This window comes from Halorubellus sp. JP-L1 (genome assembly GCF_011440375.1).
Classification (GTDB): domain Archaea; phylum Halobacteriota; class Halobacteria; order Halobacteriales; family Natrialbaceae; genus Halorubellus.
Genome location: NZ_JAAOIR010000001.1, coordinates 243,160 through 268,536, shown reverse-complemented (window position 1 = coordinate 268,536; position 25,377 = coordinate 243,160). Strand labels below are relative to the sequence as shown.

General features: G+C 67.3%; 26 protein-coding genes. 5 read left to right on the top strand and 21 right to left on the bottom strand.

The genetic code is table 11. The features are described from left to right. The first annotated feature begins 57 nt into the window (after positions 1 to 57). Positions 58 to 1,107 carry a PAS domain-containing sensor histidine kinase gene (locus G9C85_RS01295; RefSeq protein ID WP_166036360.1) on the top strand — a complete coding sequence of 350 codons (1,050 nt, stop codon included), beginning with the start codon at positions 58 to 60 and terminating at the stop codon, positions 1,105 to 1,107. Positions 1,108 to 1,289: 182 nt separating this feature from the next. Here the strand turns inward: G9C85_RS01295 and G9C85_RS01290 are convergent, their stop codons facing one another. The 6 genes from G9C85_RS01290 to paaA form a co-directional block, all read right to left on the bottom strand. Next, complete coding sequence (locus tag G9C85_RS01290) at positions 1,290 to 1,679, bottom strand: hypothetical protein (RefSeq protein WP_166036359.1); 390 nt, start codon at positions 1,677 to 1,679, stop codon at positions 1,290 to 1,292. A 440-nt stretch (positions 1,680 to 2,119) separates the two neighbouring features. Then, entirely contained in the window at positions 2,120 to 2,290 is a 171-nt protein-coding gene (paaE, locus tag G9C85_RS01285; RefSeq protein ID WP_166036358.1) for a 1,2-phenylacetyl-CoA epoxidase subunit PaaE, read from the bottom strand. 1 nt (position 2,291) lies between these two features. Next, positions 2,292 to 2,765 (bottom strand): 1,2-phenylacetyl-CoA epoxidase subunit PaaD, encoded by a 474-nt coding sequence (paaD, locus tag G9C85_RS01280; RefSeq protein WP_166036357.1) that lies wholly within the window; start codon positions 2,763 to 2,765, stop codon positions 2,292 to 2,294. Between the two features lie 33 nt (positions 2,766 to 2,798). Next, entirely contained in the window at positions 2,799 to 3,671 is an 873-nt protein-coding gene (paaC, locus tag G9C85_RS01275) for a 1,2-phenylacetyl-CoA epoxidase subunit PaaC (RefSeq protein ID WP_166036356.1), read from the bottom strand. Then, positions 3,671 to 4,015 (bottom strand): 1,2-phenylacetyl-CoA epoxidase subunit PaaB, encoded by a 345-nt coding sequence (gene paaB / locus G9C85_RS01270; RefSeq protein WP_166036355.1) that lies wholly within the window; start codon positions 4,013 to 4,015, stop codon positions 3,671 to 3,673. Before paaB ends, paaC begins: the two co-directional genes overlap by 1 nt. A 4-nt stretch (positions 4,016 to 4,019) precedes the next feature. Beyond that, the gene (paaA, locus tag G9C85_RS01265; RefSeq protein WP_166036354.1) at positions 4,020 to 4,964 is read right to left on the bottom strand and encodes a 1,2-phenylacetyl-CoA epoxidase subunit PaaA; all 945 of its coding nucleotides are present in this window, start codon (positions 4,962 to 4,964) and stop codon (positions 4,020 to 4,022) included. A 100-nt stretch (positions 4,965 to 5,064) separates the two neighbouring features. On the opposite strand from paaA, the gene G9C85_RS01260 reads away from it, so the two are divergent. Further along, positions 5,065 to 5,709 carry a helix-turn-helix domain-containing protein gene (locus G9C85_RS01260; RefSeq protein WP_166038898.1) on the top strand — a complete coding sequence of 215 codons (645 nt, stop codon included), beginning with the start codon at positions 5,065 to 5,067 and terminating at the stop codon, positions 5,707 to 5,709. A 59-nt stretch (positions 5,710 to 5,768) separates the two neighbouring features. Here the strand turns inward: G9C85_RS01260 and G9C85_RS01255 are convergent, their stop codons facing one another. After that, positions 5,769 to 7,937: a histidine kinase N-terminal 7TM domain-containing protein gene (locus G9C85_RS01255; RefSeq protein ID WP_166036353.1), complete on the bottom strand. Its 2,169-nt coding sequence runs from the start codon at positions 7,935 to 7,937 to the stop codon at positions 5,769 to 5,771. A 203-nt stretch (positions 7,938 to 8,140) separates the two neighbouring features. Here G9C85_RS01255 and G9C85_RS01250 point away from each other — a divergent pair, with 203 nt between their 5' ends. Together G9C85_RS01250 and G9C85_RS01245 are read left to right on the top strand one after the other, a co-directional pair. Further along, the gene (locus G9C85_RS01250) at positions 8,141 to 9,571 is read left to right on the top strand and encodes an APC family permease (protein ID WP_166036352.1); all 1,431 of its coding nucleotides are present in this window, start codon (positions 8,141 to 8,143) and stop codon (positions 9,569 to 9,571) included. Between the two features lie 2 nt (positions 9,572 to 9,573). Next, complete coding sequence (locus G9C85_RS01245) at positions 9,574 to 10,305, top strand: universal stress protein (protein WP_166036351.1); 732 nt, start codon at positions 9,574 to 9,576, stop codon at positions 10,303 to 10,305. Positions 10,306 to 10,329: 24 nt separating this feature from the next. On the opposite strand, the gene G9C85_RS01240 is transcribed toward G9C85_RS01245, so the two are convergent. Together G9C85_RS01240 and G9C85_RS01235 are read right to left on the bottom strand one after the other, a co-directional pair. Continuing rightward, positions 10,330 to 10,716, bottom strand: coding sequence for a PaaI family thioesterase (locus tag G9C85_RS01240; protein ID WP_166036350.1), 387 nt, complete (start codon positions 10,714 to 10,716; stop codon positions 10,330 to 10,332). A 95-nt stretch (positions 10,717 to 10,811) separates the two neighbouring features. Continuing rightward, positions 10,812 to 11,549 carry a queuosine precursor transporter gene (locus G9C85_RS01235; protein WP_166036349.1) on the bottom strand — a complete coding sequence of 246 codons (738 nt, stop codon included), beginning with the start codon at positions 11,547 to 11,549 and terminating at the stop codon, positions 10,812 to 10,814. A 233-nt stretch (positions 11,550 to 11,782) separates the two neighbouring features. Here G9C85_RS01235 and G9C85_RS01230 point away from each other — a divergent pair, with 233 nt between their 5' ends. Continuing rightward, entirely contained in the window at positions 11,783 to 12,547 is a 765-nt protein-coding gene (locus G9C85_RS01230) for an enoyl-CoA hydratase/isomerase family protein (protein WP_166036348.1), read from the top strand. A gap of 7 nt (positions 12,548 to 12,554) precedes the next feature. Here the strand turns inward: G9C85_RS01230 and G9C85_RS01225 are convergent, their stop codons facing one another. The 12 genes from G9C85_RS01225 to G9C85_RS01170 all read right to left on the bottom strand — a co-directional run bounded on the left by G9C85_RS01225 (position 12,555) and on the right by G9C85_RS01170 (position 25,367). Continuing rightward, positions 12,555 to 13,388: an alpha/beta fold hydrolase gene (locus G9C85_RS01225; protein ID WP_166036347.1), complete on the bottom strand. Its 834-nt coding sequence runs from the start codon at positions 13,386 to 13,388 to the stop codon at positions 12,555 to 12,557. A 51-nt stretch (positions 13,389 to 13,439) separates the two neighbouring features. Then, the gene (locus tag G9C85_RS01220; RefSeq protein ID WP_166036346.1) at positions 13,440 to 14,312 is read right to left on the bottom strand and encodes an amidohydrolase family protein; all 873 of its coding nucleotides are present in this window, start codon (positions 14,310 to 14,312) and stop codon (positions 13,440 to 13,442) included. A gap of 81 nt (positions 14,313 to 14,393) precedes the next feature. Continuing rightward, positions 14,394 to 14,819, bottom strand: a complete 426-nt coding sequence (locus G9C85_RS01215; protein ID WP_166036345.1) for a hypothetical protein — start codon at positions 14,817 to 14,819, stop codon at positions 14,394 to 14,396. Positions 14,820 to 14,991: 172 nt separating this feature from the next. After that, the gene (locus G9C85_RS01210) at positions 14,992 to 15,480 is read right to left on the bottom strand and encodes a MaoC/PaaZ C-terminal domain-containing protein (RefSeq protein ID WP_166036344.1); all 489 of its coding nucleotides are present in this window, start codon (positions 15,478 to 15,480) and stop codon (positions 14,992 to 14,994) included. Positions 15,481 to 15,559: 79 nt separating this feature from the next. After that, positions 15,560 to 16,165, bottom strand: a complete 606-nt coding sequence (locus G9C85_RS01205; RefSeq protein ID WP_166036343.1) for a DUF5518 domain-containing protein — start codon at positions 16,163 to 16,165, stop codon at positions 15,560 to 15,562. 228 nt (positions 16,166 to 16,393) lie between these two features. Then, positions 16,394 to 17,098, bottom strand: coding sequence for an ABC transporter ATP-binding protein (locus G9C85_RS01200; protein ID WP_166036342.1), 705 nt, complete (start codon positions 17,096 to 17,098; stop codon positions 16,394 to 16,396). Beyond that, positions 17,095 to 17,859: an ABC transporter ATP-binding protein gene (locus tag G9C85_RS01195; RefSeq protein ID WP_166036341.1), complete on the bottom strand. Its 765-nt coding sequence runs from the start codon at positions 17,857 to 17,859 to the stop codon at positions 17,095 to 17,097. Before G9C85_RS01195 ends, G9C85_RS01200 begins: the two co-directional genes overlap by 4 nt. After that, the gene (locus tag G9C85_RS01190; protein WP_166036340.1) at positions 17,852 to 19,144 is read right to left on the bottom strand and encodes a branched-chain amino acid ABC transporter permease; all 1,293 of its coding nucleotides are present in this window, start codon (positions 19,142 to 19,144) and stop codon (positions 17,852 to 17,854) included. Before G9C85_RS01190 ends, G9C85_RS01195 begins: the two co-directional genes overlap by 8 nt. After that, positions 19,144 to 20,349, bottom strand: a complete 1,206-nt coding sequence (locus G9C85_RS01185) for a branched-chain amino acid ABC transporter permease (protein WP_166036339.1) — start codon at positions 20,347 to 20,349, stop codon at positions 19,144 to 19,146. The genes G9C85_RS01190 and G9C85_RS01185 overlap by 1 nt, the downstream gene beginning before the upstream one ends. Positions 20,350 to 20,413: 64 nt before the next feature. Continuing rightward, positions 20,414 to 21,544 (bottom strand): MFS transporter, encoded by a 1,131-nt coding sequence (locus tag G9C85_RS01180; protein ID WP_166036338.1) that lies wholly within the window; start codon positions 21,542 to 21,544, stop codon positions 20,414 to 20,416. Then, entirely contained in the window at positions 21,544 to 23,334 is a 1,791-nt protein-coding gene (locus G9C85_RS01175) for a hydantoinase B/oxoprolinase family protein (RefSeq protein ID WP_166036337.1), read from the bottom strand. Before G9C85_RS01175 ends, G9C85_RS01180 begins: the two co-directional genes overlap by 1 nt. Continuing rightward, on the bottom strand, positions 23,331 to 25,367 hold the full coding sequence (locus tag G9C85_RS01170; RefSeq protein ID WP_166036336.1) for a hydantoinase/oxoprolinase family protein: 2,037 nt from the start codon (positions 25,365 to 25,367) through the stop codon (positions 23,331 to 23,333). The genes G9C85_RS01175 and G9C85_RS01170 overlap by 4 nt, the downstream gene beginning before the upstream one ends. Positions 25,368 to 25,377: the final 10 nt, after the last annotated feature.

Sequence of the window (25,377 nt, the reverse complement as noted above, 5' to 3'; positions counted from 1 at the left end):
TCAGCGAGTTTGCCTCGATAGCAATCACTAATTAGCGCGTCTACTTCTGGTTTTTATATGACTAATAGAGACGAAGTGCACCTGCCGCCCATCTTGGAGGGTTTCGATATAGGGGTCCTTCTATTTGATCCGGAACGAGGGGCAGTTCTGGAGGGGAACCGGCCGGTCGAAGACCTCTACGGATATTCTCTCGATGAACTTCGAACGATGAACGTCGAGGATTTCACGGCACCATCAACGATGCTCTCAAAGGAGGACGTTCTCGCTCGGATAGAAAGGGCCGCTGGCGGTGAATCACAGATCTTCGAGTGGCAAATCAAACGGGCAAACGGCGAGTTCCGATGGACTCGGTTCCATCTCCGCTCGGTTACCATCAATGACGCTGAGTATGTCGCTGCGAAGGTGGAAGATATGACCGAGTATCGAGCACGTGAGCGCCGGCTCGGACTGTTAAGTCGAATCGTCCGCCACAACCTCCGAAATAGGACGAACGTGCTACTGGGCTATGCGGACAGGATCAAAACTGCTGTTGAAGACGAATCACTCGAAGAGGAGATAGAGACAATTATCGAGATCACGACTGAAGTTGGAACGCTCAGTGACTCAGTGAAGCAACTTGAAGAGATTGCTGAACCCGACGCGATGGAGCGTGAACCGACGAATCTTCGACGGGTCGTCGAAACGGTCGTCGAAGAGAGTCAAGAGGAATACGCCGATTTCGGGGTGAGCATTGAGGGTCCAGCTGAGATCTTCGTCATCGCTGATCGGGGCTTCACCTATGCAGTTGAGCATGCTGTTCGGAACGCCATCGAGCACAACGATCAGGACATTCCGAGCGTCTCTATAACATTACGTGAGGATTCTGTAGAAGAGTATTGCGAGGTTCGAATCGCTGATAACGGACCTCGTATTCCGGCTGAAGAAATCGAGGTACTACAGAAAGAAGTGGAGACGAACAGTACGTATCACGGTTCCGGGGTCGGTCTCTGGATAATGCAGTGGTGCATCAGTGCTCTGGGCGGTGAACTTCGGTTCGAAGAGAACACTCCTCGAGGAAATATCGTCTCGATGGTATTGCCGAAAGCTAACAGACAATCCGCGCAATAGTTACGGTTCAATCGCGGAATCTTCTTGAAATAAGTCAATGATATCGAACTCCTCTACTCCGAGAGGAAATCCACTAAACCGCCTAAGACGCAGACAGAGCGCATGTTTCGGTCACTATATCGGTACTTGATATGAGATCATATAGTCCGCAAGTACAGGGCGTGCAATGAGCGGCGACCAAGTCAGTCCGCGCCAGTCATCTGCTGCAGAATCTTACAGTTGGTGATCAGCGAGGAGGGGATCTCGTCTTTGGCTTCGAGTACTGACTCGATAAAGAACGCTGGTTCTTCGAAATGGGGGCCTCGCTGCACACAGAACGGGTCGCTCTCCCAACGAATGTATCCGGCGTCCGCGAGCTTTGGGAGGTGGTGGTGGCGCAACTGAAGAGTGAATCTCTCAGTCCCCATCGATTGATTCGGTGACTCTGCCGCCTCAGGTAACGCAAGCCGACGCTCATGGGGTTCATCCAGCAACGAACGAATAATCTCTCGCCGCGGTTCGACAGCAAGTACAGTAAATACTTGGTCCCATCCCTCGGCCCAATCCCATTCGTCAGGCGAGTCGGATGTCATATCCAATCTTAGTGCTTACACACCATCATTGTTATGGCATCTCACAGTCAAACTTATCCGTAGATTTAGTCGCATTGATTCGGACTGATAGAGATAACGTTCCTAAAATGAACCTGAGATTTGTGGGATACGTAGTGATCAATTCGCAAGTCTGGTGAACGGATAGTTCGCAGAGAATCAAGAGAATGAAACAGCCTAGCGACCCATGCCTCCTCACATCACAGGAACCGACGAGCGCGAGGCGTCAGCATACACGTGCGATTAGTTCCAAAAAGACACCGGAACCGCTACCGCACCGCAGGAAACGGCGGCCAAGAGACCGCCGTATCCTAGCGAGTCAGTTCCCGCAGGAAACGGCGGCCAAGAGACCGCCGTATCCTAGCGAGTCAGTTCCCGCAGGAAACGGCGGCCAAGAGACCGCCGTATCCTAGCGAGTCAGTTCACTCGAACTTCTCGAACGGCTGCTCGCAACTGTTACAGTAGTGCATGGACCGGCACAGCGACGGCCCCTTCGGGTGTTCGCGCTCGGTCTCAGTCGACCCACAGTACGGGCATTCCGCGCCCTCCACCTCGCCGCTGGTCTGGACGGACGGGTCGAGTCGACGACTCATGTCAGACGCTCAGTCCGAAGTCGTTCAGGTCGGACTTGCCCTGTTCGGTCACCATCTCGAGGCCCCACGGCGGGTTCCACACGAGCCGGAGCGAGACGTCGTCGACGCCGTCGACGCTCGCGACGCGCTCCTCGACGTCGCTCATCAGCATCTCCCTCGCTGGGCACCCCGAGTACGTCAGCGTCATGTCGACCTCCGCGTGGCCGTCCTCGACGCTCACGCCATAGAGGAGCCCGAGGTCGACGATGCTCACGGGCATCTCGGGGTCCTCGATGTCGTACAGTTCGTCCCAGACCGCGCGCTCGACGCCCTCCGCGTCGGCGCCCGTTGCCGGCAACTCCTCGGTGTTCGGCGCGTCCACGTACTCGTACTCGGTGTACGCGCACGCCGTCGCCGCCGGCTCCTCGCAGTCGTCTGGTGATGCCTCGACGTCCGTCGGGACGTCCTCCGGTTCGTAGGGTACGTCGCTAGCCATCTTGTGGGGTCTCTCTATCGTCGTGGACGAAGCTCAGGCCTCGTCCGGGTCCTTCATGATGCGGTTCGCCTCGTGGCGGTCGAGCTCGCGGTACGTGTTCGTGAACTCCTCCTGGAGGTCGAACCACGCGTCGGTGTGCGAGCGGTCGCGACCGACGTCCGCGGGGAGTTCGAACTCGCTGTGGTGGACGTCGTACTGCTCGGGGAGTTCCGCGTCCCCGACGTCCAGCCCGAGGTCTTCGAGGTACGGGACGACGACGTCCAGCCACTCCTCGCGCATGACGTCGAGGGACTTCGAGCGCAGCCCGAGGTCGTCGATGCGGTCCTCGACGGTCTCGTCCGTCGGCGCGAACAGCGTGAGCGCGTACGGGAACAGGTCGTCGAGCGCGCCCTGCAAGCGCTCCAGGCCGTCTTTCTCCTCGGCGAGACGCGCCATCCAGTTCTCCGCGTGCTCGCGGTGGTAGTCCTCCTCCTGGATGATCTTCGTGATGCGGTCGCGGATCCGCGGGTACGTCGAGTCCTCGAGCGCCTCCAGGCGGATGTACTCCGCCTGATCGTAGAGGTACGTGCGGAGGATGACGTCCGCCCAGTCACCGGTCTCGAACGGCTGCTCGACGAGCGTGCTGTGACGCCACTCGTCGGCGTCGCGCTCCCACACGAGCTCGCTCTCGGTGTACTCGAAGTCCTCCAGTAGGTCGTACCAGAGGCGAGCGTGCCCGAGTTCGTCCTGCGCGATGTTCGCGAGCGCGAGGTCGGACTCGAGGGTCGGCGACCGCACCTGCCACTCGGTGTACCGTTCCGCGGCGACGAACTCGTCGTCCGCGAGCCGGTACAGGAGGTGCTCGACGGCCTCTCGCTGGTCGTCGCTCAACTCGCCGGGTGCCGGAAGGCTCTCCTTCGCCGCCATCAGTCACCACCCTGTGCTTCTTGCTTGTCCTGCTGGGCCTTCCGACGGCGCTCGGCCTCGACCTGCTCGTTGGTCGAGTCCGCGACTTCCGACGCCGCAGCTTCGAAGTCGTACGTCGACGCCCACCGATAGGACTTGTCCGTCGTGCCGCCGAACTTCGCGTCCTCCGTGTCGACCTCCCCGATCTCGGGCTGGGGGGCAACCCAGAGGCTGTTCGTCGGCTTCCGGCGCGCGTGCTGTACCTCCGCGAACATGAGCGCCATCTCGCGGTCCGGCGCGTGGACGTTCCCGCAGTGCTCGTGGTAGTCGCCAGCGTTCTCCTGGCGGAATACTTCCCAAATCATGGTCTCAGTCCGCGGCCTGCTGTTTGCTCGCGCCCATCGCGCGCTGTTCGTGCTCGTCCATGACCTCGCGCACCCACTCGACGGCGTCCTGCGCGGCCTTCCGGCCGTCTATCTGCTGGATGCTGCCCTCGTAGTCGTTCTTCGCGATCGTGAAGAACTCGTCCCAGTCGAGATCCTCCTCGACGACCTCGTACGTGCCGTCGTCGTTCTTCCGGATGCGGGGCTCGTCGGGGATCTCGAGGCCGTACTTCTCGGCCTTCGGGATGTACGCGTTCAGGAACGCGTTCCGGAGTTCGTCGTTCCCCATCTGCTTGAGGCCGACTTCGCTCGCGAACCCGTGGTGCGTGGACTTGTCGTTCGTCGGACCGAAGAACTGGATGATGCGCGGCCACCACTCCTCGAACGCCTCCTGGGTGGCTTCCTGTTCGGCCTTCGAGCCCGTCATGAGCTCGTGGAGGATGGCTTCGCCGTGCTTGACGTGGAAGCCCTCCTCGAAACAGACCTTGTCCATCGCGTGCGCGTACGGCTCCCAGCTCGTGCGCTTGAGCGTCGCCTGCCGGCGCATCGCGGCGCCGTCGACGAAGAACGCGATCATCGGCGTCTCCACCCAGTCGCTCATCGGGTAGTGGAAGCAATTCAGGAACTTCCCCTTCCCCTCTGCGAGCTCGTCGAGCATCTGGTCGCGGGACTTCATGCCGAGGGACTCGGCGGCCCGGTAGAGCAACTGGCCGTGCCCGATCTCGTCCTGGACCTTCGCGGAGCACGCGAGCTTCCGGTCGAGGCTCGGGGCCTCGCGGATGAACGGTCGTTCGAGGTACGCGCCCATGATCTCGGAGTTCGCGTGGAACTGGATCATGCGCGTCGCCGCTTTCCGGTACTCCTCTGGCATGTCGTCCTTGGGGCTGAACTCCCGCGGGCCAGCCCGTCGCTTGACTTCCTCGATGTCCATAATGATTCATCACATCGTAGGCACGCCAGCACCATACCCGTACACCACTACATGTGCGGGCCTTAAGTGGCCGTGGGTGCAACTGTCTCACGACCAAGTCGTGATCTCCGAGTGCCTCGTCGTCGAGTTCCGCGTCACCGGCGACGACTGTCCGCTGGCCGCCGCGACCCGCGAGACCGGGACGGTCGTGGACGCGAACCCCCCACAGTTGCGTCGTGACGGGAACGCCCTCCTCCAGTGTTCGACGGGCGCCGACGCCGCGGACGCGCTCGCGTCGACGCTCGACGACGACGACCGCCTCCGGTACCTCCACGCCGCGGGGGCGGGGGACCGCGTGAACTTCCGGTGCCTCTCCAAGCACCCCTGCGTCGTGCAGCGACTCACCGACGCCGGATTCATGGTGGAGTCGATGCAGTACGACGACGGCGAGGAGCGGTACACGGGCGCGGTCGTGGGGCGCGACGTCCTCGACGGCGTCATGGCGGCCGCGGGCGAGACCGTCGGCGTGACCCTCCAGCGCATCTACCCCCTGGGTTCGGAGGACGACCAGCCGGTCGCGGAACGCTGGCCGTTCACGACGGCCCAGGAGGAAGCGATGCGGACCGCCTACGAGATGGGGTACTTCGACGTTCCCCGAAAGGTCGACGCGAGCGAGGTCGCCGCGGCACTCGGCGTCAGCAAGTCCGCGTTCCTCGAACGGCTCCGCCGCGGCCACGCCGCCATCTTCGACCAGTTGTTCGGATAGCCCGAGACCTGGGAGTCGGTCGATGGGCTCGGCAGAACGGCCTCGCAGGAAGCGGCGAGTCAGTCGTCGACGTGCTGGCCGTCCGCGTCCGACACCTCCCCGCCAGTCTCGCTCTCGCTGCCGAGGTCGACGACGAACCGTGCGCCCCCGGCGTCGCTCTCCTCGACGGCGACGGTCCAATCGTGCGCGTTCGCGATGGTTTCGACGATCGCCAGCCCGAACCCGGTGCCGTCCTCGGTCGAGGAGACACCGGACTCGAAGATGGACTCGCGTTCGGCTTCGGGAATGCCGACGCCGTCGTCGGCGACAGCGAACGCAGCGATCGGCGGTTCGCCGTCCGCGGCGGCATCGTCGGCGTCGGTATCGTCGGCGTACTCGACGTCGACGCGAACCGCGACGGCGCTCCCACCGTGTTCCACGGCGTCACCGGACTGCGTCCGGTTGCTCGTGGAACCGTGTTCCACGGCGTTGCGGAACAGGTTCTCGAGGAGTCGCTGGAGTCGCGACCGGTCGGCGCGGATCGTCGCACCGGTGTTGGCGTCGAACGTGGCGTTTCCGGTGGCGACGGAGTGCCAGGCGTCCGCCGCGACCGAGTCGAGGTCGAGCGTGGTGACGCCCTCGACGGTCTCCGCTTCGCGAGCGAGCGCGAGCGCGTCGGCGATGATGTGCTCCATGCGCTCGTGGGCCGCCGCCACCTCGTCGAGCGCGCCCGGTTCGCCGCGGCGGGCGAGTTCGAGGTAGCCGTTCCCGACCGTCAGGGGATTCCGGAGGTCGTGACTGACGACGCTCGCGAACTCGTCGAGGCGCTCGTTCGTCCGTTCGAGCTCGCGCTCCCGGCGGTTGCGTTCAGTGACGTCCCGCGAGTTCAGGACGATGCCGTCGACGACGGCGTCGTTGAGGAGGTTCGACGCGAACGTCTCGAACACGCGATAGGAGCCGTCGGCGTGCCGAATGCGGTACTCGAGGCGCGTCTCGTAGCCGGGTTCCTGGACGCCCTCTTGGAACTCGGCGACGATCCGGTCGCGGTCCTCGGGGTGGAGGCGGTCGCGGCCCCGACGCCCGACCCACTCGTCCTGGTCGTACCCGAGGAGCGATTCGATGGCGGGACTGTCGTACTTGATGCGGCCGTTGGCGCCCAGGACCGTGATCACGTCCGAGGAGTTCTCGATGAGGCGCTGGTAGCGCTCCTCGACGCGGCGGCGTTCGGTGACGTCCCGGAGGAGCACGAGACGGCTGCCGTCGTCGTCCCCGCGGAGCGCTTGGACGTTCACGTCGAAGTACTGGGTGCCGTCGTCGGTCTCGACCGCGACCTCTTCGGGCGGTCGCGTGCCGGCGACGAGCGCGGGCCGGAGGAACGGGAAGGCGTCGGTGGCGGTGGCGCCGACGAGGCCGTCGTCGTCGGATCGCCCGAGCGCGGCGACCGCGGGGTTCGCGTCGACGATGCGGCCGTCGGCGTCGACGACGACGACCGCGTCCTGCATGTTCTCGATGACGGTGTCGCGAGCGATCGGGGAGATCGTCAGGAGGCCGTGCCTGGACACGGCGTACCAGAGCGGGAACACCGCGAGACCGAACCCGACGACGGTCAGGTCGACGTTGTTCCCGGGGCCCTGGCCGAGGAACCAGACGACGTTGATGAGGAACGGGAGGGCGACGCCGACGATGACGGCGATCGACTGCGAGCGGAACACGCTCTCGGAGCGGACGGAGGCGTGGACGAGGAGCGCGATCGCCGCGAGGATGACGAGGTAGGACACCAGGACGTGCGCGGTGGCGGCCGGACCGAGCGTCCGTTCGATCTGGACGACGCCGTCGACGGTCTCCGTGCCAACGGCGGTGACGTAGAGGTCGTGGTAGCGTGGACTCGTGAGGAGGAGCGCGAACGCGGCGAGGGATTCGAGAACGAGCGGTCCGAACGTCCACCTGCTCACCCACCGGTCGTTATCGGTGTACGCGAGCGCGAAGGCGAGGAGGGCGACCGTCGCGCCGACGGCGGCGACGAACTGCACGACCAGCATCACGCGCTTGAGGCCGAGCGTCGTCGCACTGAGTTGGAGGACGTCCCCGACCCCCCAGACGGCGATCGAGAGCGTCAACGCGACGAAGGCACGGACGAGGAGGTCGTCCAGGTCCCGACGGCGGATCGCGACGATGTACGCGAACAGCGCGAACGAGAGCGACGCCGCGATGGCGGTCGGGATGACGTACGGCGTGTACTGCCATGCCATGTGGACCGGTCTACAAGCTAACGGACCCGCGCTGGCATGAGTGTATTGGGCGCCACGTTGGCGATTCTCAAGGTGGACTGGGTCCAGCAGACTCCCGAAAGCCGACGGTCGTACCGGATGGCGAGTCGTGCGGCGAGCGAGACCGGAAGCCCGCTACGTTTGCACCCCCGATTTTATCTGATCGCTGAAACAATACGGCGCGCATGGACGAGCACTCCGTCGACGTCGAGACCACGGGTCGCAACGTGGATGGGGAGGTCCCGGCGACGGAGCCGGACGCAGTCACGGACGACGCGACCGTCCACGACGACGACGTCCAGCTCGAGCGGACGATCGGACTCGGCGGCGGCCTCGCGATAGGGGTGGGGACGATGATCGGCGCCGGCATCTTCGTCTTCCCGGGGTTGGCGGCGGACGAAGCGGGGCTGGCCGCGACGCTCTCGTTCGCCATTGGCGGCCTCATCGCGCTGCTGGTGGCGTTGCCCACGTCCGAACTCGCGACGGCGATGCCCCGGAGCGGCGGCGGTTACTACTTCATCTCGCGCGGGATGGGGACGGCGTACGGCGCGATCGTGGGCCTCGGCCTCTGGCTGGGGCTGATGTTCGCGTCCGCGTTCTACCTCGTCGGACTCGGCCACTACGCGAGCGCCGTGCTCGCCGAACTCGGGGTCGGCCTCCCGTTCGACCCCGTGATCGCGATCGGACTGCTGTTCGGTGCAGCTCTGACCGCCCTTAGCATCGGCGGCACGGAGAACACCGCGAAGCTCCAGAACGCCGTCGTCGGCATCCTCCTCGTGGTCCTCACTGGCTTCCTCACGTACGGCGTCCTGGACGCGGTCGGCGTCTTCGGTCGATCGAGCGCCCCCGAGGAGTTCTTCTCCAGGGGGTTCTTCCCGGTACTGGAGACCGCGGCGCTCGTGTTCACGTCGTACCTGGGGTTCGCGCAGGTCGCGACCGTCGCTGGCGAGATCAAGAAACCGGGCCGGAACCTCCCGCTCGCGATGGTCGGGTCCGTACTCGTCGTCACCGTCTTCTACGTCGTGACGATCTTCGTCGCGACGAGCGCGTTCGGCGCGGATCGACTCGGCGAGTTCGGGGAGACCGCGATGGTCGAGGTCGCCCGCGACCTGCTCGGGCTCCCGGGCGCGGTCGCGATCCTCGGGGCCGGACTGCTGGCGACGTTCTCCAGCGCGAACGCGTCCATCCTGAGCGCCTCCCGAGCGGTGTACGCGCTGAGCCGCGACGCCTTGCTTCCCCGGAAAGCGAGCGAAGTGAACCTCCGGTACGGCACGCCACACGTCGCGCTGCTCGCCGCCGGTGGCCCGATCCTCGTCCTCGTCGCGACCGGCGAGACCGAAGTGCTCGCGGAGGTCGCTTCGTTCCTCCACCTCGTCATGTACGGACTGATGTGCGTCGCCCTCATCGTCCTGCGACGCCGCAATCCGGACTGGTACGACCCGAGCTTCCGCGTGCCAGGCTATCCGGTCGTCCCGGCGGTCGGCGCGCTCGCGAGCTTCGCGCTCATCGTGTTCATGGGCTTCTGGTCGGTCGTCATCGGCAGCGTCGTCATGCTCGCGGCGTACCTCTGGTATCGTTATTACGCTGCGGACGTGATACTCAAAGGAGACGTCTAACAATGTCGGACCGACCATCAGTCCTCGTCCCGCTCCGCGTGCTCGAAGGGGAATCAGTCCCCGAGGGCGTCCCCGACCTGCTCGCGAACGCCCACGTCGTCCTGCTCGGATACCACGTCGTCCCCGAGCAGACCGCGCCAGGGCAAGCCCGGATGCAGTTCGAGGACCGCGCGCGCGAGCGCCTCGACGACTACGAGACGCTGTTCGAGGACGCGGGCGCGACCGTCGAACGACGGCTCGTGTTCACCCACGAGGGCCAGAAGACTATCGACCGGACGATCGAGGAGCACGACTGTCTCGCGGTGCTGGTTCCGAACGCCACGGCGGCCGTCGATGACGTCCTCGTCGCCGTCCGCGGCGCCGTCGGCATCGACCGGCTCGCGCGCGTCGTCGCCGGTGTGTTCAGCGAGACCGAGGCCTCGGTGACGCTCTACCACGTCGCGGACGACGACGAGACCGACGAGGACGCCGAGACGCTCTTCGACGGTATGCAGAATCGACTGGCGGACCTCGGGATGGACGCGTCGCGGGTCGAGACGCGCGTCGAACGCGAAACTGACGCCCTCGACGCCATCGTCGACGCGGCCGACGAGTTCGACGTCGTCGTCATGGGCGAGACCGACCCATCGCTGTCGACGTTCGTGTTCGGGATGCCGTCCGACCAGGTCGCCGACCGATTCCTCGGCCCCGTCCTCGTCGTCCAGCGCGAGTCGCCGAAAGACACCCGTGAATGAGAGGCGTCCTCGGCGTCGCGAGCGTTATCCCGTCTTGTAGACGCCGCGGGCGTCGGCGACGAGCGCGTCGTCCTCGACGGCGTACACCTCGACGTCGACGGTCCCGACGTCGCCGCCGACGCGGACGGTGTCCGCGACCGCGCGCAGGTCGCCGGTGCCGGCGTCGAGGTAGTCGATCCGCATGTCGATCGTCGGCACGGGCTGGTCGACCTCGGAGACGAGCGCGGCGCCGCCGACGGTGTCCGCGAGCGTGAACGTCACGCCGCCGTGCGCCATAAGCCGGTCCGCGTTCCAGGAGAGCTCCTCGCGCATCTCCAGGTATCCTTCCGCGTGCCCGTCCGCGGCCTCGGTCACTTCGATGCCGAGCAAGTCAGCGAACGGCATCTCCTCGAAGAACGACTCGATGTCCATACCTGGTCTCGGAGCGGCGTCGAGTTAAAACGTGGTGGGTTCGCTGCATCTATCGGGCCGGCCCAGCGGGAGCGACGGCCGGTCGCTCGATGCGGTCAGCGCGTCGCGGGGTCGACGGGCTCGCTGCCGTCGCCGTACTCCTCGACGAGGCCCACGACGAGGTAGACGAACGGCGTGTCGACGACCGCGACGAGGAGCTTGAAGAGGTACTGGCCGACGACGAGCGCGAGGATGACCGACGGCGATCGGCCGGCGCCGATCCCGAGGACGGCGGGCGCGATGGCGAACGCGACCGTGACGAAGATGACGGTGTCGATGGCCTGACTGGTGGCGGTCGACCCGATGTTGCGCAGCCAGAGGTCGTCGCCGTCGGTGTAGTCGCGGAGCCTGTGGAAGACGTAGACGTCCCAGTTCTGGCTGACGACGTACGCGAGCAGCGACCCGAGGACGACGTTCGTGCTCGCGCCGAGGACGGTCGCGTACGTGCCAGGGTCGACGGGCTGGTCGGGGAGCGCGGGCGCGGCGATGGTCGACCAGACGAGGAGGAGGACGACGAAGTTCAACGCGAACCCGACGTTCACCACGACGGTCGCGGCCCGTCGACCGTACAGTTCGGAGTAGCAGTCGCTGGCGAAGAACGTGAGCGCGTACGCGAGCGCCGCGCCGGGAAGGACGAGCGCGCCACCGGCGACCGGGAGTTCGACGGGTAGCCCGAACATCAGGAGTTTGCTCGCCGTCAGCTGTGCGGTCGCGAGTGCGGTGACGAACAGGCCGATGAGCGCGACCTGACCGACGCCCGCGCCGTGGCCTTCGCGGACTGGTGCCGTGTTCATGTCGAACTGTGGTCGGTACGGGATGCTTTTGAGCATTTCCATCCGCTTCCCTCAATCACACCCTTAGAGCACCGAGCGATCCCACGGGTATTCTCGAGTGGGCTCGCGCCGTTGCGAACCGCTCGGCGTGCCTCGGCCGGTGCTCTCGGACGGGCCTCCGTGCCAGTGTACTCGACGGCCGATTCGTGGACGACCCCCGAACAATTAAGCACCGATGGAGAGTTCAATTCGATATGCGCATCGAGGACGACGACGGCGTTCGCACTATAACGTTCGACCGACCAGGAGCGATGAACGCGATGGACATCGAGGTCGCCGAGTCGCTCGCCGACGCGGTCGACGAAACCACGCCCGATGAACACGACGCGGTCGTGATCACTGGCGACGACCCAGCGTTCTCCGCTGGCGGCGACATCCAGGCGATGAAGGAGCGCGAGGAGGGCCCTCACGAGGCCTACGAGCGCGTCGCCGAGTCGTTCAACCGGACGGCTGCGACGATCATGCAGTCGCGGGTGCCGGTCGTCGCGAAGGTCAACGGCGACTGCGTCGGCGCCGGGCTCGCGATCGTCGCCGCCTCGGACTTCGCGTACACGGTCCCGGACGCGACGTTCTCGTGCGCGTTCGTTCGGATCGGACTCATCCCGGACACTGGTGCGACGTTCACGCTCCCAAAGCTCCTCGGGCTCCGGACCGCGAAGCGCCTGACGATGACCGGCGAGTTCTTCGACGGCGAGGAGGCCGCCGACATCGACCTCGTGAACGAGGCCGTTCCCGAGGACGACCTCGACGACGCCGTCGACGAGATCGTCGGTAAACTCGGCCGTCGTCCGACGCGGACGGTCGGGATGACGAAGCAAGCGATCCACGAGAACCTCGACAACGACTGGCGGAAGGCCCTGGACTACGAGAACCACATGCAGGTGCAGGCGTACATGATGGACGAGCACGAGGAGGGCGTCGACGCGTTCCTCGAGGGACGGGACCCGGAGTGGGACTGACCGTCGCTCACGGCTCCTCGTAGAGGAATCGAGTGACTGCGCCGTCGAACGCCAGCGGATGTTCGAGGACGGCGTCGTGCCCGACGCCGTCGAGGAGCGCGAGCCGGCCGTCGGCGAGTCGCCGCGTGGCGTCTCGGAACGCGCGCTCGTCGAAGAACGGGTCGCGAGTGCCGCCGACGACGAGCGTCGGCACCGCGACGTCGTGGAGTGCGTCCCGGCCGTCGTGGTCGAGACTCGCGTCGATCGACGCCTCGAAGTCCTCGGGGTGGTCGGGCGCGGCGACGAGGTCGTAGCCGACCGCGGCGACCTGGAGCGCCCGCGCGGTCGCACCCGAGGCGACGAGGCCGTAGGCGTCAGTGTAGATCGGCCGCCAGCGATCGTGTCTGGCGAGTGCGCGCCAGCGCTGGAGGCGCTCGCGGCCGGCTGCGGAGAGTTCGGTGCCGGCGAGCCCGAGCACCGCCCGGTCGACGCGATCCGGGCGGGTGGCGGCGAGGTGCTGGACGACGAACCCACCTAGCGAGAGACCGAGGAGGTCGACGGCGTCGACGCCCTCCGCGGTCGCGAGCGCGTCGATCGCGGGCTCGTAGCGGCGCGCCATCGCGGCCGTCGACCGAGCCCCGCCGAGGCCGTGCGGCCGCGAGAGCATGTAGACCGCGTGCCGGTCGCGGTACCGGCGGAGGTAGATCGCCATCAGGCTCGCGAACCACCGGGCGTCGCCGACGCGCTTCAGCGGGTCGTTCAAGCCGGGGACGACGACCAGCACGCGCTCGGCGTCGGCCCGGCCGGCGACGCGGACGTACGAGTGGCCGTGGACGCTCCCGGTATCGACGAGTCGATGCACTGACGACGCGTTGCGAGCGCAGCGAGAAAAGCGAGTCGGGACGCGGCCGAGTCAGAGGCCGAGGAACTCCTCGGCGTTCTCCCAGAGGATCTTCCGCTGGACCTCCTCGGCGTACTCGAGGCCCGCGAACTGCTCCATCCACTTCTCGGGGTCGAGCATCGGATAGTCCGTGCCGAACATGACCTTGTCCTTGAGGACGGTCTTCGCGTAGTGCAGGACCTGGTCGTCGATGTACTTCGGCATCCACCCCGAGAGGTCCATGTAGACGTTGCCCTTCTGCTGGCAGATGGCGAGCTGTTCCTTCTCCCACGGGAACGCGGGGTGCGCGATGAGCATCTGGAGGTCGGGATGCTCGGCGGCGACGTCGTCCAGCAGCATCGGGTTGCCGTACTTGATCTTCAGGCCGCGGCCACCGGGCGCGCACGCGCCGAGCGTCGAGTTCCCGCCGTGGAAGACGCACGGCACGCCCAGGTCCTCGATCGTGTTCCAGAGCTCGTCGTGCTCGGGGTCGCTCGGGTCGAACCCCTGCGCGATCTGCTGGAACTTGAACCCGGAGAGGTCCAGGTCCTCGACGCACCGGATCGCCTCCTCGACGCAGTCCTCCTTGAGCGGGTCGACGGAGCCGAACCCGACGAAGAAGTCGTCGTGCTCGTCCCGGACCTCGGCGACGTAGTCGTTCGGCACCGGCGGGTTCCCGGTGTTCGTCTCGGCGTCCCACCCAAGGAGGACCGCCCGCCCGATACCCGCTCGCTCGTACTCCTCCCGCATCTGCTCGTAGTCGTTGGGCACCATCTCCTTCCCGAAGCGCTCGGCGGCGTCCTGCATCATCTCGCCGCCGGCGTCGAACAGGAACTCCTCGGTCGGCTGGTGCGCGTGCGTGTCGATCGCTCGCGGTTCGTCCGCGAGCACGTCCGGGAGACTCATGCGGTAAGCTGGGACTGCCACTCGCAAAAACGTACCCATCGCGCGAGCCAGTGCGCCGACGGCACTCGGTTCGTCGGTCGGTCAGTCCGAGCGCTCGCCGCCAGCGTCCCTATCGCCAGCCGGGTCCGCCTCGGCGTCGGCGCGCTCGGCGCGTTCGATGGAGAGCGACGCGGCGGCGACGACGAGTTCGACGACGAGGAAGGCGCCGACGGCCGCGCCGAGGCCGCCGAAGAACGCGCTCGTCGCGACGAACGCGACGAGGAGGACGGCAAGGGCCGCCGCGCAGGCGCCGACGGTCCACGCGACCGCTCGAAGGTGGTCGTCGTACTCGGGCCAGGACCGCGAGTACGCCCGCGGTACGGATACCCCGAGCACGAACATCGCGACGAACCCGAGGTTCCAGTTCGCGAGGACGTCGCTGACGACGTAGCCCGTCGGGATGGCGATGGCGATGCCGGCGACGACGACGGCGAACCGCGTCGACGCGAGGTACGACCGGACGTCCATGCCGCATCGTGGCGGGCCGGTACGCAAAACGCTTCCCGTTCGTCGCGACTACTCCATGGGAGCACTCCGACTCGCCGGAGGAGCGTGCTCGTCGTCGCTCGCTCGGTCGCGGCCCGCGTCGAGAAGTCAGGCAATCGACGCGCTCGGCTCGGCTCGGCTCTCGAGTGACGATTCAGGGCATCTCGGGGTCGTCGCCGTACGCAGAGCGCTTCTTGAACATGAACTTCATGTCGCCCTCCAGGAGGACTTCGTCGTCCTGGTTCCACGTGGTGCCGTCGACGACGACGAGCCCGGCGTCCTCGCGGGACTCGAACTCCTTCCGGTCCGTGACCTCGAACTCCGCGGAGATCGTGTCGCCGATCGTGAGCGGGTTCGGAACGTCCATGTAGTTCATGCCAAGGAAGGCGATGACGGTGCGTTCGACGAACCCGCAGCGCTGGACCATCCCCGTGGTGAGGATGAACGTCATCGGGCCGTGACCGATGCGTTCGCCGTACGGGCCGTCCTCGCTGTACTCGGCGTTCGTGTGGAGTTCCGTCCAGTCGTCCGCGAACATCGAGTGGAAGACGAAGTCCGATTCGGTGACTGTTCGGCCGACGCTCTCGAAGGTCTTCCCGACCTCCATGTCCTCGAAGTAGTGCGGTTCGTAGCTGTAAGCCATACCGGCCGTTCGCGGGGGGTCGTGAAAAACGATGGTGGTCAATCCCAAATGCTGTCGTCAACCGAGGTCGAGTACTCGGTCAGAACTGAGTGTCGTCGCTTCGCGTGTCGTCACCTTGCGTGTCGTCGCGGGCGTCGCTCCCCCACTCGTCGTCGCCGGCGTCGTCCCCGTGACTGGTGTCGTCAAGGCGAGCGGTCGAGTCGTCCCCGTGACCGGTTTCGTCGACGCGAGTGGTCGAGTCGTCGCGGTGGCTCGTCGTCTCGGCGTGACGGGTTCCGCTCCCCTCGACGATTCGGCTCTGGTAGAAGCGCACGCCGAGGTATCCGCCGAGCGCGCTGATCCCGACGGTGTAGAGGAGGCCGACGAAGACGACGAACATCGCGATGAAGAGGAACGCGATGCCGCTCGCGCCCCCGTCGAATATCGCGATTCCGAAGAACGGGATGACGATGAGCCCGAGCGGGAGGGAGATGACGAGCCCGGAGAGCCCGCCGACCTTCGCGCCCTGCATCGGATCGTCCCTGACGAGCCAGCCGGCGAGCGCGCCGCCGAGGACCGGTGAGAACGGGACGAAACTCGTGAGGATCGAGACGGCCGCGCCCGCGAGCGCGATCAGGAGCGTGCTGTCGCCCGTGATGTCCTTGATCGCCTGTAACGGGTCGTCGGAGCGGTGTGACTGGCTCATGCCGTTCCATTCATCGCTCCAGTATTTAAACTATGGTGTCGCCCGAGGCGGGCGTTGACGCATTCAGCCGGGTGTTCGAGTGCGCCGTCCCTGACGAGTGCGCCGTCCGTAGCGAGCGCGCCGTCCGTGGCGAGCGCGTCGTCGGTAGCGAGCGTGTCGTCGACGAGGTGAGTACGAGGTCGACGAGACCGCAGATCGGAGCCGCCCGGACTCCTGGCCGGGGTCGAGTCAGCCGCCGAGGAACCGCTGGCGGACCTCCTCGTTCTGGAGGAGGTCGGTACCGGGACCCTCGAAGCTGTTCTCGCCGTTGACGAGGACGTACCCGCGGTCGCAGCGCCGCAAGGCCTCCTTCGCGTTCTGCTCGACCATGAGGACGGCGGTGCCGCCGTCGTTGATCTCGTCGATCTTGTCGAACATCTCGTCGACGAGGTCGGGCGCGAGGCCCGCGGACGGCTCGTCGAGCATCAGGAGGTCGGGATCGAGCATGAGTGCGGCACCCATCGCGAGCATCTGCTGTTGACCGCCGGACATCGTCCCGGCGCGCTGGCGCTCGCGCTCGCGGAGGATCGGGAACCGCTCGAACACGTCGTCGAGTCGGTCCTCGGGGAACTCCTCGAAGATGTACGCGCCCATCTCGAGGTTCTCCCGGACCGTCATCCGCGGGAACAGGTTCTCCGTCTGCGGGACGTACGCGATGCCTTCGCGGATGATCTCCTGGGTCCCGAGCTCGTGGATCGGACTGCCGGCGAAGTCGACGGTGCCGCCCATGAGCGTCGTGAGGCCGAACACGGTCTTCATCGCGGTGGACTTCCCCGCGCCGTTCGGGCCGACGATCGTCACGTACTCGCCGTCTTCGACGGACATGTCGACGTCCGCGAGGATCTGGAGGTCGCCGTAGCCGGCGTCGACGCCGGCGAGTTCGAGGAGGCTCATAGTTCCTCCCCCAGGTACGCGTCGACGACCCGCTGGTCGCTCCGGACCTCGGACGGCGGTCCCTCCATGAGCTTCTCGCCCTGATGCATGACGACGACGTGATCGCAGTGTTCCATGATGAGCTCGATGTCGTGTTCGACGAACAGGAACGTCAGCCCCTGCGATTCCAGTTCGTGGATGCGGTCGAGGATCTTCCGTTCGAGCGTCGGGTTGACGCCCGCGAGCGGTTCGTCGAGCAGGACCATCTCGGGGTCCGTGAGGAGGACGCGCGCGAGCTCGAGGAGCTTGCGTTGGCCGCCGGAGAGCGAGCCCGCGGGCTCGTCGAGCAAGTGGTCGAGTTCGAAGAACTCCGCCATCTCGCGGGCCTGCTGGCGCGTCCGGCGCTCGTCGGTCGCGAAGTCGCCGCCGCGGATCCACGCGCGTGTCAGTGACTCCCCGGACTGGCCGCGCGGCGCGAGCAGGAGGTTCTCCCGGACCGTCATGTCCGCGAGCTCGCGCGGGATCTGGAACGTCCGCACGAGGCCCTCGCGGACGATCGCTGGCGTCCGGTTCCCGGTGACGTCCGATCCCTCGAATTCGACGGTGCCGGCGTCGGGTTCCAGGTAGCCGCTGACGCAGTTGAAGAACGTCGTCTTCCCGGCGCCGTTCGGGCCGATGAGGCCCGTGATGCCGTGGTCGACGGTGACGTCGATGCCGTCGAGCGCGGTGATACCGCCGAAGGACTTCCGGAGGTCGGTCACCTCCAGGAGTGGGTCAGTCATCGCTCTCACCTCCGAGCGCCTCGTCCGGGTTCGGCGCCGGCGCGTCGCTCTTCGGGAGCGAGACGTCGTAGTCTTGCTCGCCGAGGACGCCCTCGGGGCGGTAGTAGAGGATGACGATGAGGATGACGCCGATGAGGATGAGTCGAGCCGCCGCGAGCTGGACGGCGTACTCCGACGGGAAGTAGTCGTTGAGGAACTGCGTGCCGCTGTTGATCGCCCAGAACACGGCGGTGCCGAGGACGACGCCGGCGTTGTTCGCGGTGCCGCCGATGATGACTGACGCGAACGCGAAGAACGTGATCATCGCACCGAACTGGTCGGGACTGATGAACCCGATGTGGATCGTGTACAGCGCACCGGCGGCGCCCGCGAGCGCGGAGCCGAACAGGAGCGCCTGGATCTTGTACCGGAACGTCTCCTTGCCGAGCGCGCGCGGGACGTCCTCGTCGTCGCGGACGGCGCGGAGGACGCGCCCGTACGGGCTGTTGATGGTGCGCTGGCACCACCAGTAGCCGGCGGCGAGGAACGAGAGCGAGAGCAGCATGAAGAACCGGTCGTAGTCGAGGCCGCCGTTCGGGCCCGCGTTCGGGTCGAACAGGAACGTCACGTTCGTCTGGAGTGCGACCACGGCGTTCGTCGCGCCGAGCAACGGCTGGACGAAGTACCAGAGCGAGAACGCGACGGCCACCGCGACCGCGAGCGCGCGCTGGCGACCGCTCGACCGGCGGACGTACGCGGCGAGACGGTACGCGGCGTACCCGAACACGAGGACGCTGAGGCCGCCGAACACGACGAGATTCGTGGTGAACGAGCCGAGTCCGAGCGGGAACAGGCCGGCCGCGGGCTCGTGGATCGAGCGGATGCCGAACGGGCCGTTGAACAGCCAGACCTCGCTCAGCACGACCTCGTTCAGGATGGTCGCGATCCCGAGTGCGGTGATCGCGAGGTAGTCCTCGCGGAGCCGGAGCGTCGGGACGCCGACGAGCAGCGAGACGAACGCGGCGGCGAGCATGCCGACGGCGACGCCGAGGAGCCAGCCGGCGATCGCGCCGCCCGGGACGCCGCCGAGGAGCGCGGGGAGCGCGTACCCGCCCAGGCCGTCGTAGCCGGTCACCTGGGCGGGCATCGTGACGACGGCGGTGACGTACCCGCCGACCATGAAGTACGCGACGTGCCCGAAGTCGATGAGGCCCGTGAACCCGAACTTGAGGTTCAGGCCGAGCCCGAAGAGGCCGTAGATCGCGATGAACGTGACGAGCGAGACGAGGAAGTCCGAGAGCGCCATCAGACGTCACCCCACAGGCCCTCGGGTTTCACCATGAGGACGAGGATGAGGATGACGAACGCGATCGCGGTGCGGTACGTCGCCATCCCGGATGGGAGGAGGTAGACGCCGACGTCCATGCTGACGCCGATGACGAGCGCGCCCGCGGCGGCGCCGTACGGCGACCGGATGCCGCCGAGGATGACGGCCGCGAAGACGGGAAGCAGGAGCGTGAACCCCATGTTCGGGTTGAGGTTCGACGCGTTCCAGCCGGCGAGGACGCCCGCGAGCGCGGTGAGGAGGCCCGCGATCACCCAGACGACGAGCTGGACGCGGTCGACGTCGACGCCGCGGACCTCCGCGAGGTCCATGTTGTCGGCGGTCGCGCGCATGCCCTTCCCGAGCCGCGTCTGTTTCAGGACGAGGTTCAGGAGGAACATGGCGATTGCGACGACGACGACGACGGTGACGTCCTTCCGGCTGGTACCGATGCGCGTCGAGAGGACGGCGTCGGTCCCGGCGGGGTCGAATCGGGCGACGTACCCGATCGCGAGTATCGTCGCGAGCGCGCCGAGGACGCCGAGGACGCGCGGCGAGACGAGGTGCTGGGTCCGGTAGCTGGCGTCCGTGGACCGCCACCGGTACGTGCCGTAGCCGACGGCGACCGCGGCGGCGAGCGCGCCGACGACCAGCCACCACGGGTAGCCCCATTCGCCGACGACGGCGATCTCGCCGGCCTGTCGTTGCGTGCGCTGGATCGTGAGGCCGGCGCCGGTGAGGTAGAAGTCCCAGTTCACGTCGAGCACGGTCGCGGTGTCGTAACTGATGTTGCGCGACCCGGCGACGAACAGGACGACGTTCTGGAGGACGAGCGCGAGGCCGAGCGAGATGATGACCATCGTGATGAGGTCGGCGTCCTTCGACCTGAACCGGCGGAATATCGCGAGCTCGTAGAGGCCGCCGAACAGCGAGCCGACGACGAGCGCGAACCCGGCCGCGAGCAACAGCGAGACGGCGCCGCCGGGGAGTCCGGGGAGGAACGCGATCTCTCCGGGTCGGTTGACGACGAGCGCGAGGTACGCCCCGATCGTGATCATGTCGCCGTGCGCGAAGTTCGGGACCTCGGCGATCGAGTACACGAGCGACAGCCCGATCGCGCCGGCGGCGATGATGCTGCCGGTGACCAGTCCCTGTGCGAGCGCGTCGAGTAGTCCCGTGCTTACCATGCGATATCCTCCTCGTCGTCCCGAAGATTCGTGGGCGAGTCGTCGGTTGGCGTCGTGTAGTTGGTCATATCTGGCGAACCATCGTATAGTACGTGGCCGCTGCGGCGACCGCGTTCAGCGTCCCGAGGACGAGGAACGCGCCGGCGTAGCTCCCCGTCGCTTCCCGGATCGTGCCGGTGATGGGCGGGAGGGCGACCGCGGCGACGTTGCCGACGGCGACGACCGTCGCGAGCGCGGTCCCCTCCGCGTCCGTCGCCTCCGCGGCGAGGTTGTAGACCGCCCCGAAGGGGATCGATACTGCGAGCATCACGACGAACGGGAGCACGACGAGCGCGGTCGCGTTCCCGGTGACGGCGAGTGCGCCGAAGCCGACGGCAGCGGCCCCGGTGCTGGTGGCGACGAGTCGTCGATCCGAGAGCGCGAACCGCCACGCGGTCTCGCCGCCGACGAACCGCCCAGTGGTCGCCGCGCCGAGTACGATCGCGTTCAGCGACGCGAGCACGCCGAGGTCGTCGAAGTACGCGGTGACGAACGTCGAGAGCGTGACGTACGACCCGATGACGGCGACGTAGCAGGTGGCGGCGAGCAGGACGACGGGATGCAGGACGACGCCACCTGCCGCAACGGTCCCCGTGGGCGCGGTCCGGGCGTCCGAGAGGGAGTGCGCGCAGACGGCGAGTCCTGGGATCGCGACGACCGCGCCGGGTGCGTGGAGCGCGAGCCACCCGAACCGTTCGACGAGCGTCGGCGCGAACAGGAACCCGAGCATCCCGCCGAACGTCAGCAGTCCACCGTAGACGCCCTGCTGGCGGGTGCCGCTCGTGCCGTCCGCGAGCCGCGAGATGTGCGTCGCGCCGACGGACAGCAGCAGACCGCCGGCGAACCCCCAGAGTCCCCGGAGCGCGAGGACGACCGGGAAGGACGTCGAGAGGTCGAGCGTGAAGGCGAGCGCGACGTGGGCGACGCCGCCCGCGAACAGGACGCGCGTCGACGTGTGCTCGCCCACCCACCGGGACGCCGGCCGCTGGACGACGACGAACGCCGCCAGCGGCGCACTCATCAGCAGCCCGAACTCGGACAGTCCGATGCCGAGTCGCGCCGTCAGCAGGTCCGGGAGCGCCGCGTACGCGAACACAACGTAGCCGACGCTCGCGACGAGCACGTGCGGGACGTACCGGAGTGGATCTCGGGGCATCAGTCATCGTCGCCCCCCGTGGCGGCGCCGCCCGACGGATCGTCTGTCGGATCCTCGGTCGGATCGTCGTTGTCCGCGTTCGCGTCCAGGTCGACGCCGTACGCGGCGCGCGCCGCGGTCGCGGACACCTTCTCGTGGCGGACGTCGCGGCGGACCGCGTCGGGGTCGCGGTCGTCGGGGTCGCCGTACCCGCCTGCGCCGGGCGTCCGGATGCTCACGGTCGCGCCCGCCGGAAGCTCGTGCGTCGACTTCTGGGGGAGGCGAACGGTCTCGCCGTCCTCGGTGGTGAGTTTCGCCGCGCCGGACTCGCCCGGGTCGCCGCCCTCGAGCCCGTACGGCTGGTGCTGGTGGCGGTCGGCGAGGAGACTGAAGTGCGCCTCGTGGTCGCGGACCTGGATGTCCCGTCGGAGGCCGAGGCCGCCGCGGAACTCGCCCGCGCCGCCGGAGTCCTGGCGGAGTTCGTACCGGCGAACGCGGAGCGGGTACGCGGTCTCCAGTACCTCGACGGGCGTGTTCATCGTGTTCGACATGTGGACGTGGACGCCGTCCATCCCGTCCTTGCCCGCGCGGCCACCGAAACCGCCGCCCTGCGTCTCGTAGAACGCGTACGGCGAATCGCTCCGGGGGTCGGTCCCGCCGAACGTGACGTTGTTCATCGTCCCCTGACCGGCCGCGGTGACGCGCTCGGGCGCCTGCTGGGAGAGCGCCCCGAGCACGACGTCCGTGACGCGCTGGGACGTCTCGAGGTTCCCGCCGACGACCGCCGCCGGCGGATTCGGGTTGACGATGCTGCCCTCGGGCGCCTGCACGTCGATCGGCCGATAGCAGCCGTGGTTCGGGGGGATGTCGGGGTCGGTGACGCACCGGATCGAGTAGTACGTCGCCGACGCCGTGACCGCGAGCACCGCGTTCACGGGACCGGCCGTCTGGGCTGCGCTCCCCTCGAAGTCGACGGCGACGCCGTCCCCGTCGACCGTGACCGTCGCCTCGATCGGGAGGTCCTCGTTGCCGACGCCGTCGTCGTCGAGGACGTCCCGGAACGAGTACGTCCCATCGTCGAGCGCCTCGATCTCGGCGCGCATCCGCGACTCCGAGTAGTCCTGGATCTCCGCCAGGGCGTCCGTGAGGGTGTCGCGGCCGTACTTCTCGACGAGTTCGAGGAACCGACGACGCCCGGTCTGGTTCGCGGCCTCCTGCGCGCGCAGGTCGCCGCGGCGCTCGTCGGGCGTCCGGACGTTCGAGAGCACCATGTCGAACACCGCGTCGTTCGCCTCCCCGCCCTCGAAGAGCTTCACGGGCGGGATGCGGATGCCCTCCTGGTAGATCTCCGTGGAGTCCGCTGCGACGCTGCCCGCGCGCGCGCCGCCGACGTCGGCGTGGTGCGCGCGGTTCGCGGCGAACGCGACGAGTTCGCGGTCCCCGTCGCCACCGCGCTCGGCGTCGTCGCCGCCGTCGCCACCGTAGAAGATGGGCGTGACGAGCGTGAGGTCCGGGAGGTGCGCGCCGCCGTAGAACGGGTCGTTCAGGAGGATGCCGTCGCCGGGTTCGAGCGTCTCCGGCGGGAACCGGTCGATGGCAGCGCGCACCGAGAACGGCATCGCGCCGAGGTGGACGGGCATGTTCTCTGCCTGACTGATCATCTCGCCGTCCGCGTCGAACAGCGCGCACGAGCAGTCGCGTCGCTCCTTGATGTTCGGCGAGTACCCAGTCCGGATGAGGTTCGCGTTCATCTCCTCGCAGAGCGCGATGCACGCGTTCCTGATGACCTCGAGCGTGACGGAGTCGGTCATGCGTCCACCTCCACGAGCAGCGTCCCGTACTCGTCCACGCTCGCCGTCTGGTCTGGGTGGACGACCACGGTGCTCTCGGGTCCGGCGACGATCGCCGGCCCATCGAAGCTCGCGCCCGTCGGGAGCGACTCCCTGTCGTAGACGCGCGTCGAATGCGAACGACCGTCGTAGACGACCTCGCGCGTCTCGCGGACGGCGTCGTCGACCGAGCCGTCGACGGGTTCCGGGCGGAGGTCGGGCGTCTCGACGACGCCCCTGGCTCGCATCCGGACGGTGACGAGCTCGACGGGTTCGTCCTCGTAGGCGTGCCCGTAGCGCTTGCGGTGCTTGTCGTGGAACCGCTCGACGACCGCGTCGAGCGTGTCGTCGTCGACGTCGCCGTCTGGGACGGGCACTGTCAGTTCGAACGACTGCCCGGCGTACCGGAGGTCGACGGAGCGCTCGAACACGACGTCGTTTCCGGTCTGGCTCTCGTCGGCCAGCCTGTCGAGGCCGCGCTCCCGGAACTCGTCGAACGGCGCTGCGAGCGTCACCGGTTCGACCTCGGTCCACGACCGGACCTTCGAGGTCGAGAAGTCGTAGAGGACGTCGCTGATGAGGAGTCCGAGCGCGGACAGGACGCCCGCGGTCCGCGGGACGACGACCCGCGGGATCTCGAGCTCGCGCGCCAGCCCGGCGGCGTGCAGCGGTCCCGCGCCACCGAACGCGACGAGGCCGAACTCGCGCGGGTCGTAGCCGCGCTCGACGGAGACGACGCGGAGCGCGCGCGCCATGTTCGCGTTCGCGACGTCGAGGATGCCCTGTGCGGCCTCCGCGACGCCCATGTCGAGGTCGTCCGCGACGTGCTCGGTGATCGCGTTCGCGACCGCGTCTTCTGGCGGCGACTCGTCGAGGAACCGCGACGGGTCGATGCGGCCGAGTATCGAGTGCGCGTCGGTGATCGTCGGTCGCGTCCCGCCGCGACCGTAGCAGACGGGGCCGGGTTCCGCGCCCGCGGACTTCGGGCCGACGCGGAGTGCGCCACCTGCATCGATCCACGCTACCGACCCGCCGCCCGCGCCGACCGTGTGGATGTCGATCATCGGGACCGACACGGGATAGTCGCCGACCTCGACGTCCGTCGTCACGAGCGGGTCGCCGCCCTGGACGAGCGAGACGTCGCAGGACGTCCCGCCCATGTCCATCGTGATGCAGTCCTCGATGCCCGCGAGGCCCGCGACGTACGTCGCGCCCTGGACGCCGCCCGCTGGCCCCGAGAGGAGCGTGTTGACGGGGCGGTCGCGCGCGGCCTCGGACGTGATGATGCCGCCGTTTGACTGCATGATCTTCAGGTCGGCGTCGACGCCCTCCTCGGCGATCCGCGACCCGAGCCGACTGATGTAGCTGTCCATCACGGGCTTGAGTGCCGCGTTGAGCGCCGTCGTGAGCGTGCGCTCGTACTCGCGGATCTCGGGGAGGACCCGAGAGGACAGCGAGAACGACGCGTCGACGCCCTGTGCTTCCAGTAGTTCCTTCACTCGCCGCTCGTGCGCGTCGTTCTCGAACGAGTAGAGGAGCGACACGGCGACGCTATCGACGTCCGCGAGGTCGTCCGCGAGCGCCTCCACGCTCGCCTCGTCGAGCGGCTCGTGGACGTCGCCGCGTTCGTCGAGTCGCTCCGCGACCTCGTATCGGCGGTCGCGCTCGACGACCGGCGTCGGCTTCTCGGCGTCGAAGTCGTAGATGTCCGGTCGCGCCTGCCGGCCGATCTCGAGGACGTCCCGGAACCCCTCGGTCGTGACGAGCGCGGTGTCCGCCCACTCGCCCTCGAGGACGGCGTTCGTCGCTACGGTCGTCCCGTGCCCGAAGAACGAGACGTCCTCCGGGTCGATCCCGTACGTCTCCGCGACGCCGTCCAGTCCGTTCAGGACGCCGCGTTCGGCTTCGCCGGGCGTCGAGGGCGTCTTGTGGACGTGGACGCTCCCGTCCGCGATGGTCACGAGGTCGGTGAACGTCCCGCCGATGTCGACGCCGACCCTGGCGTCCTCGCTCACGTCGCTTTCA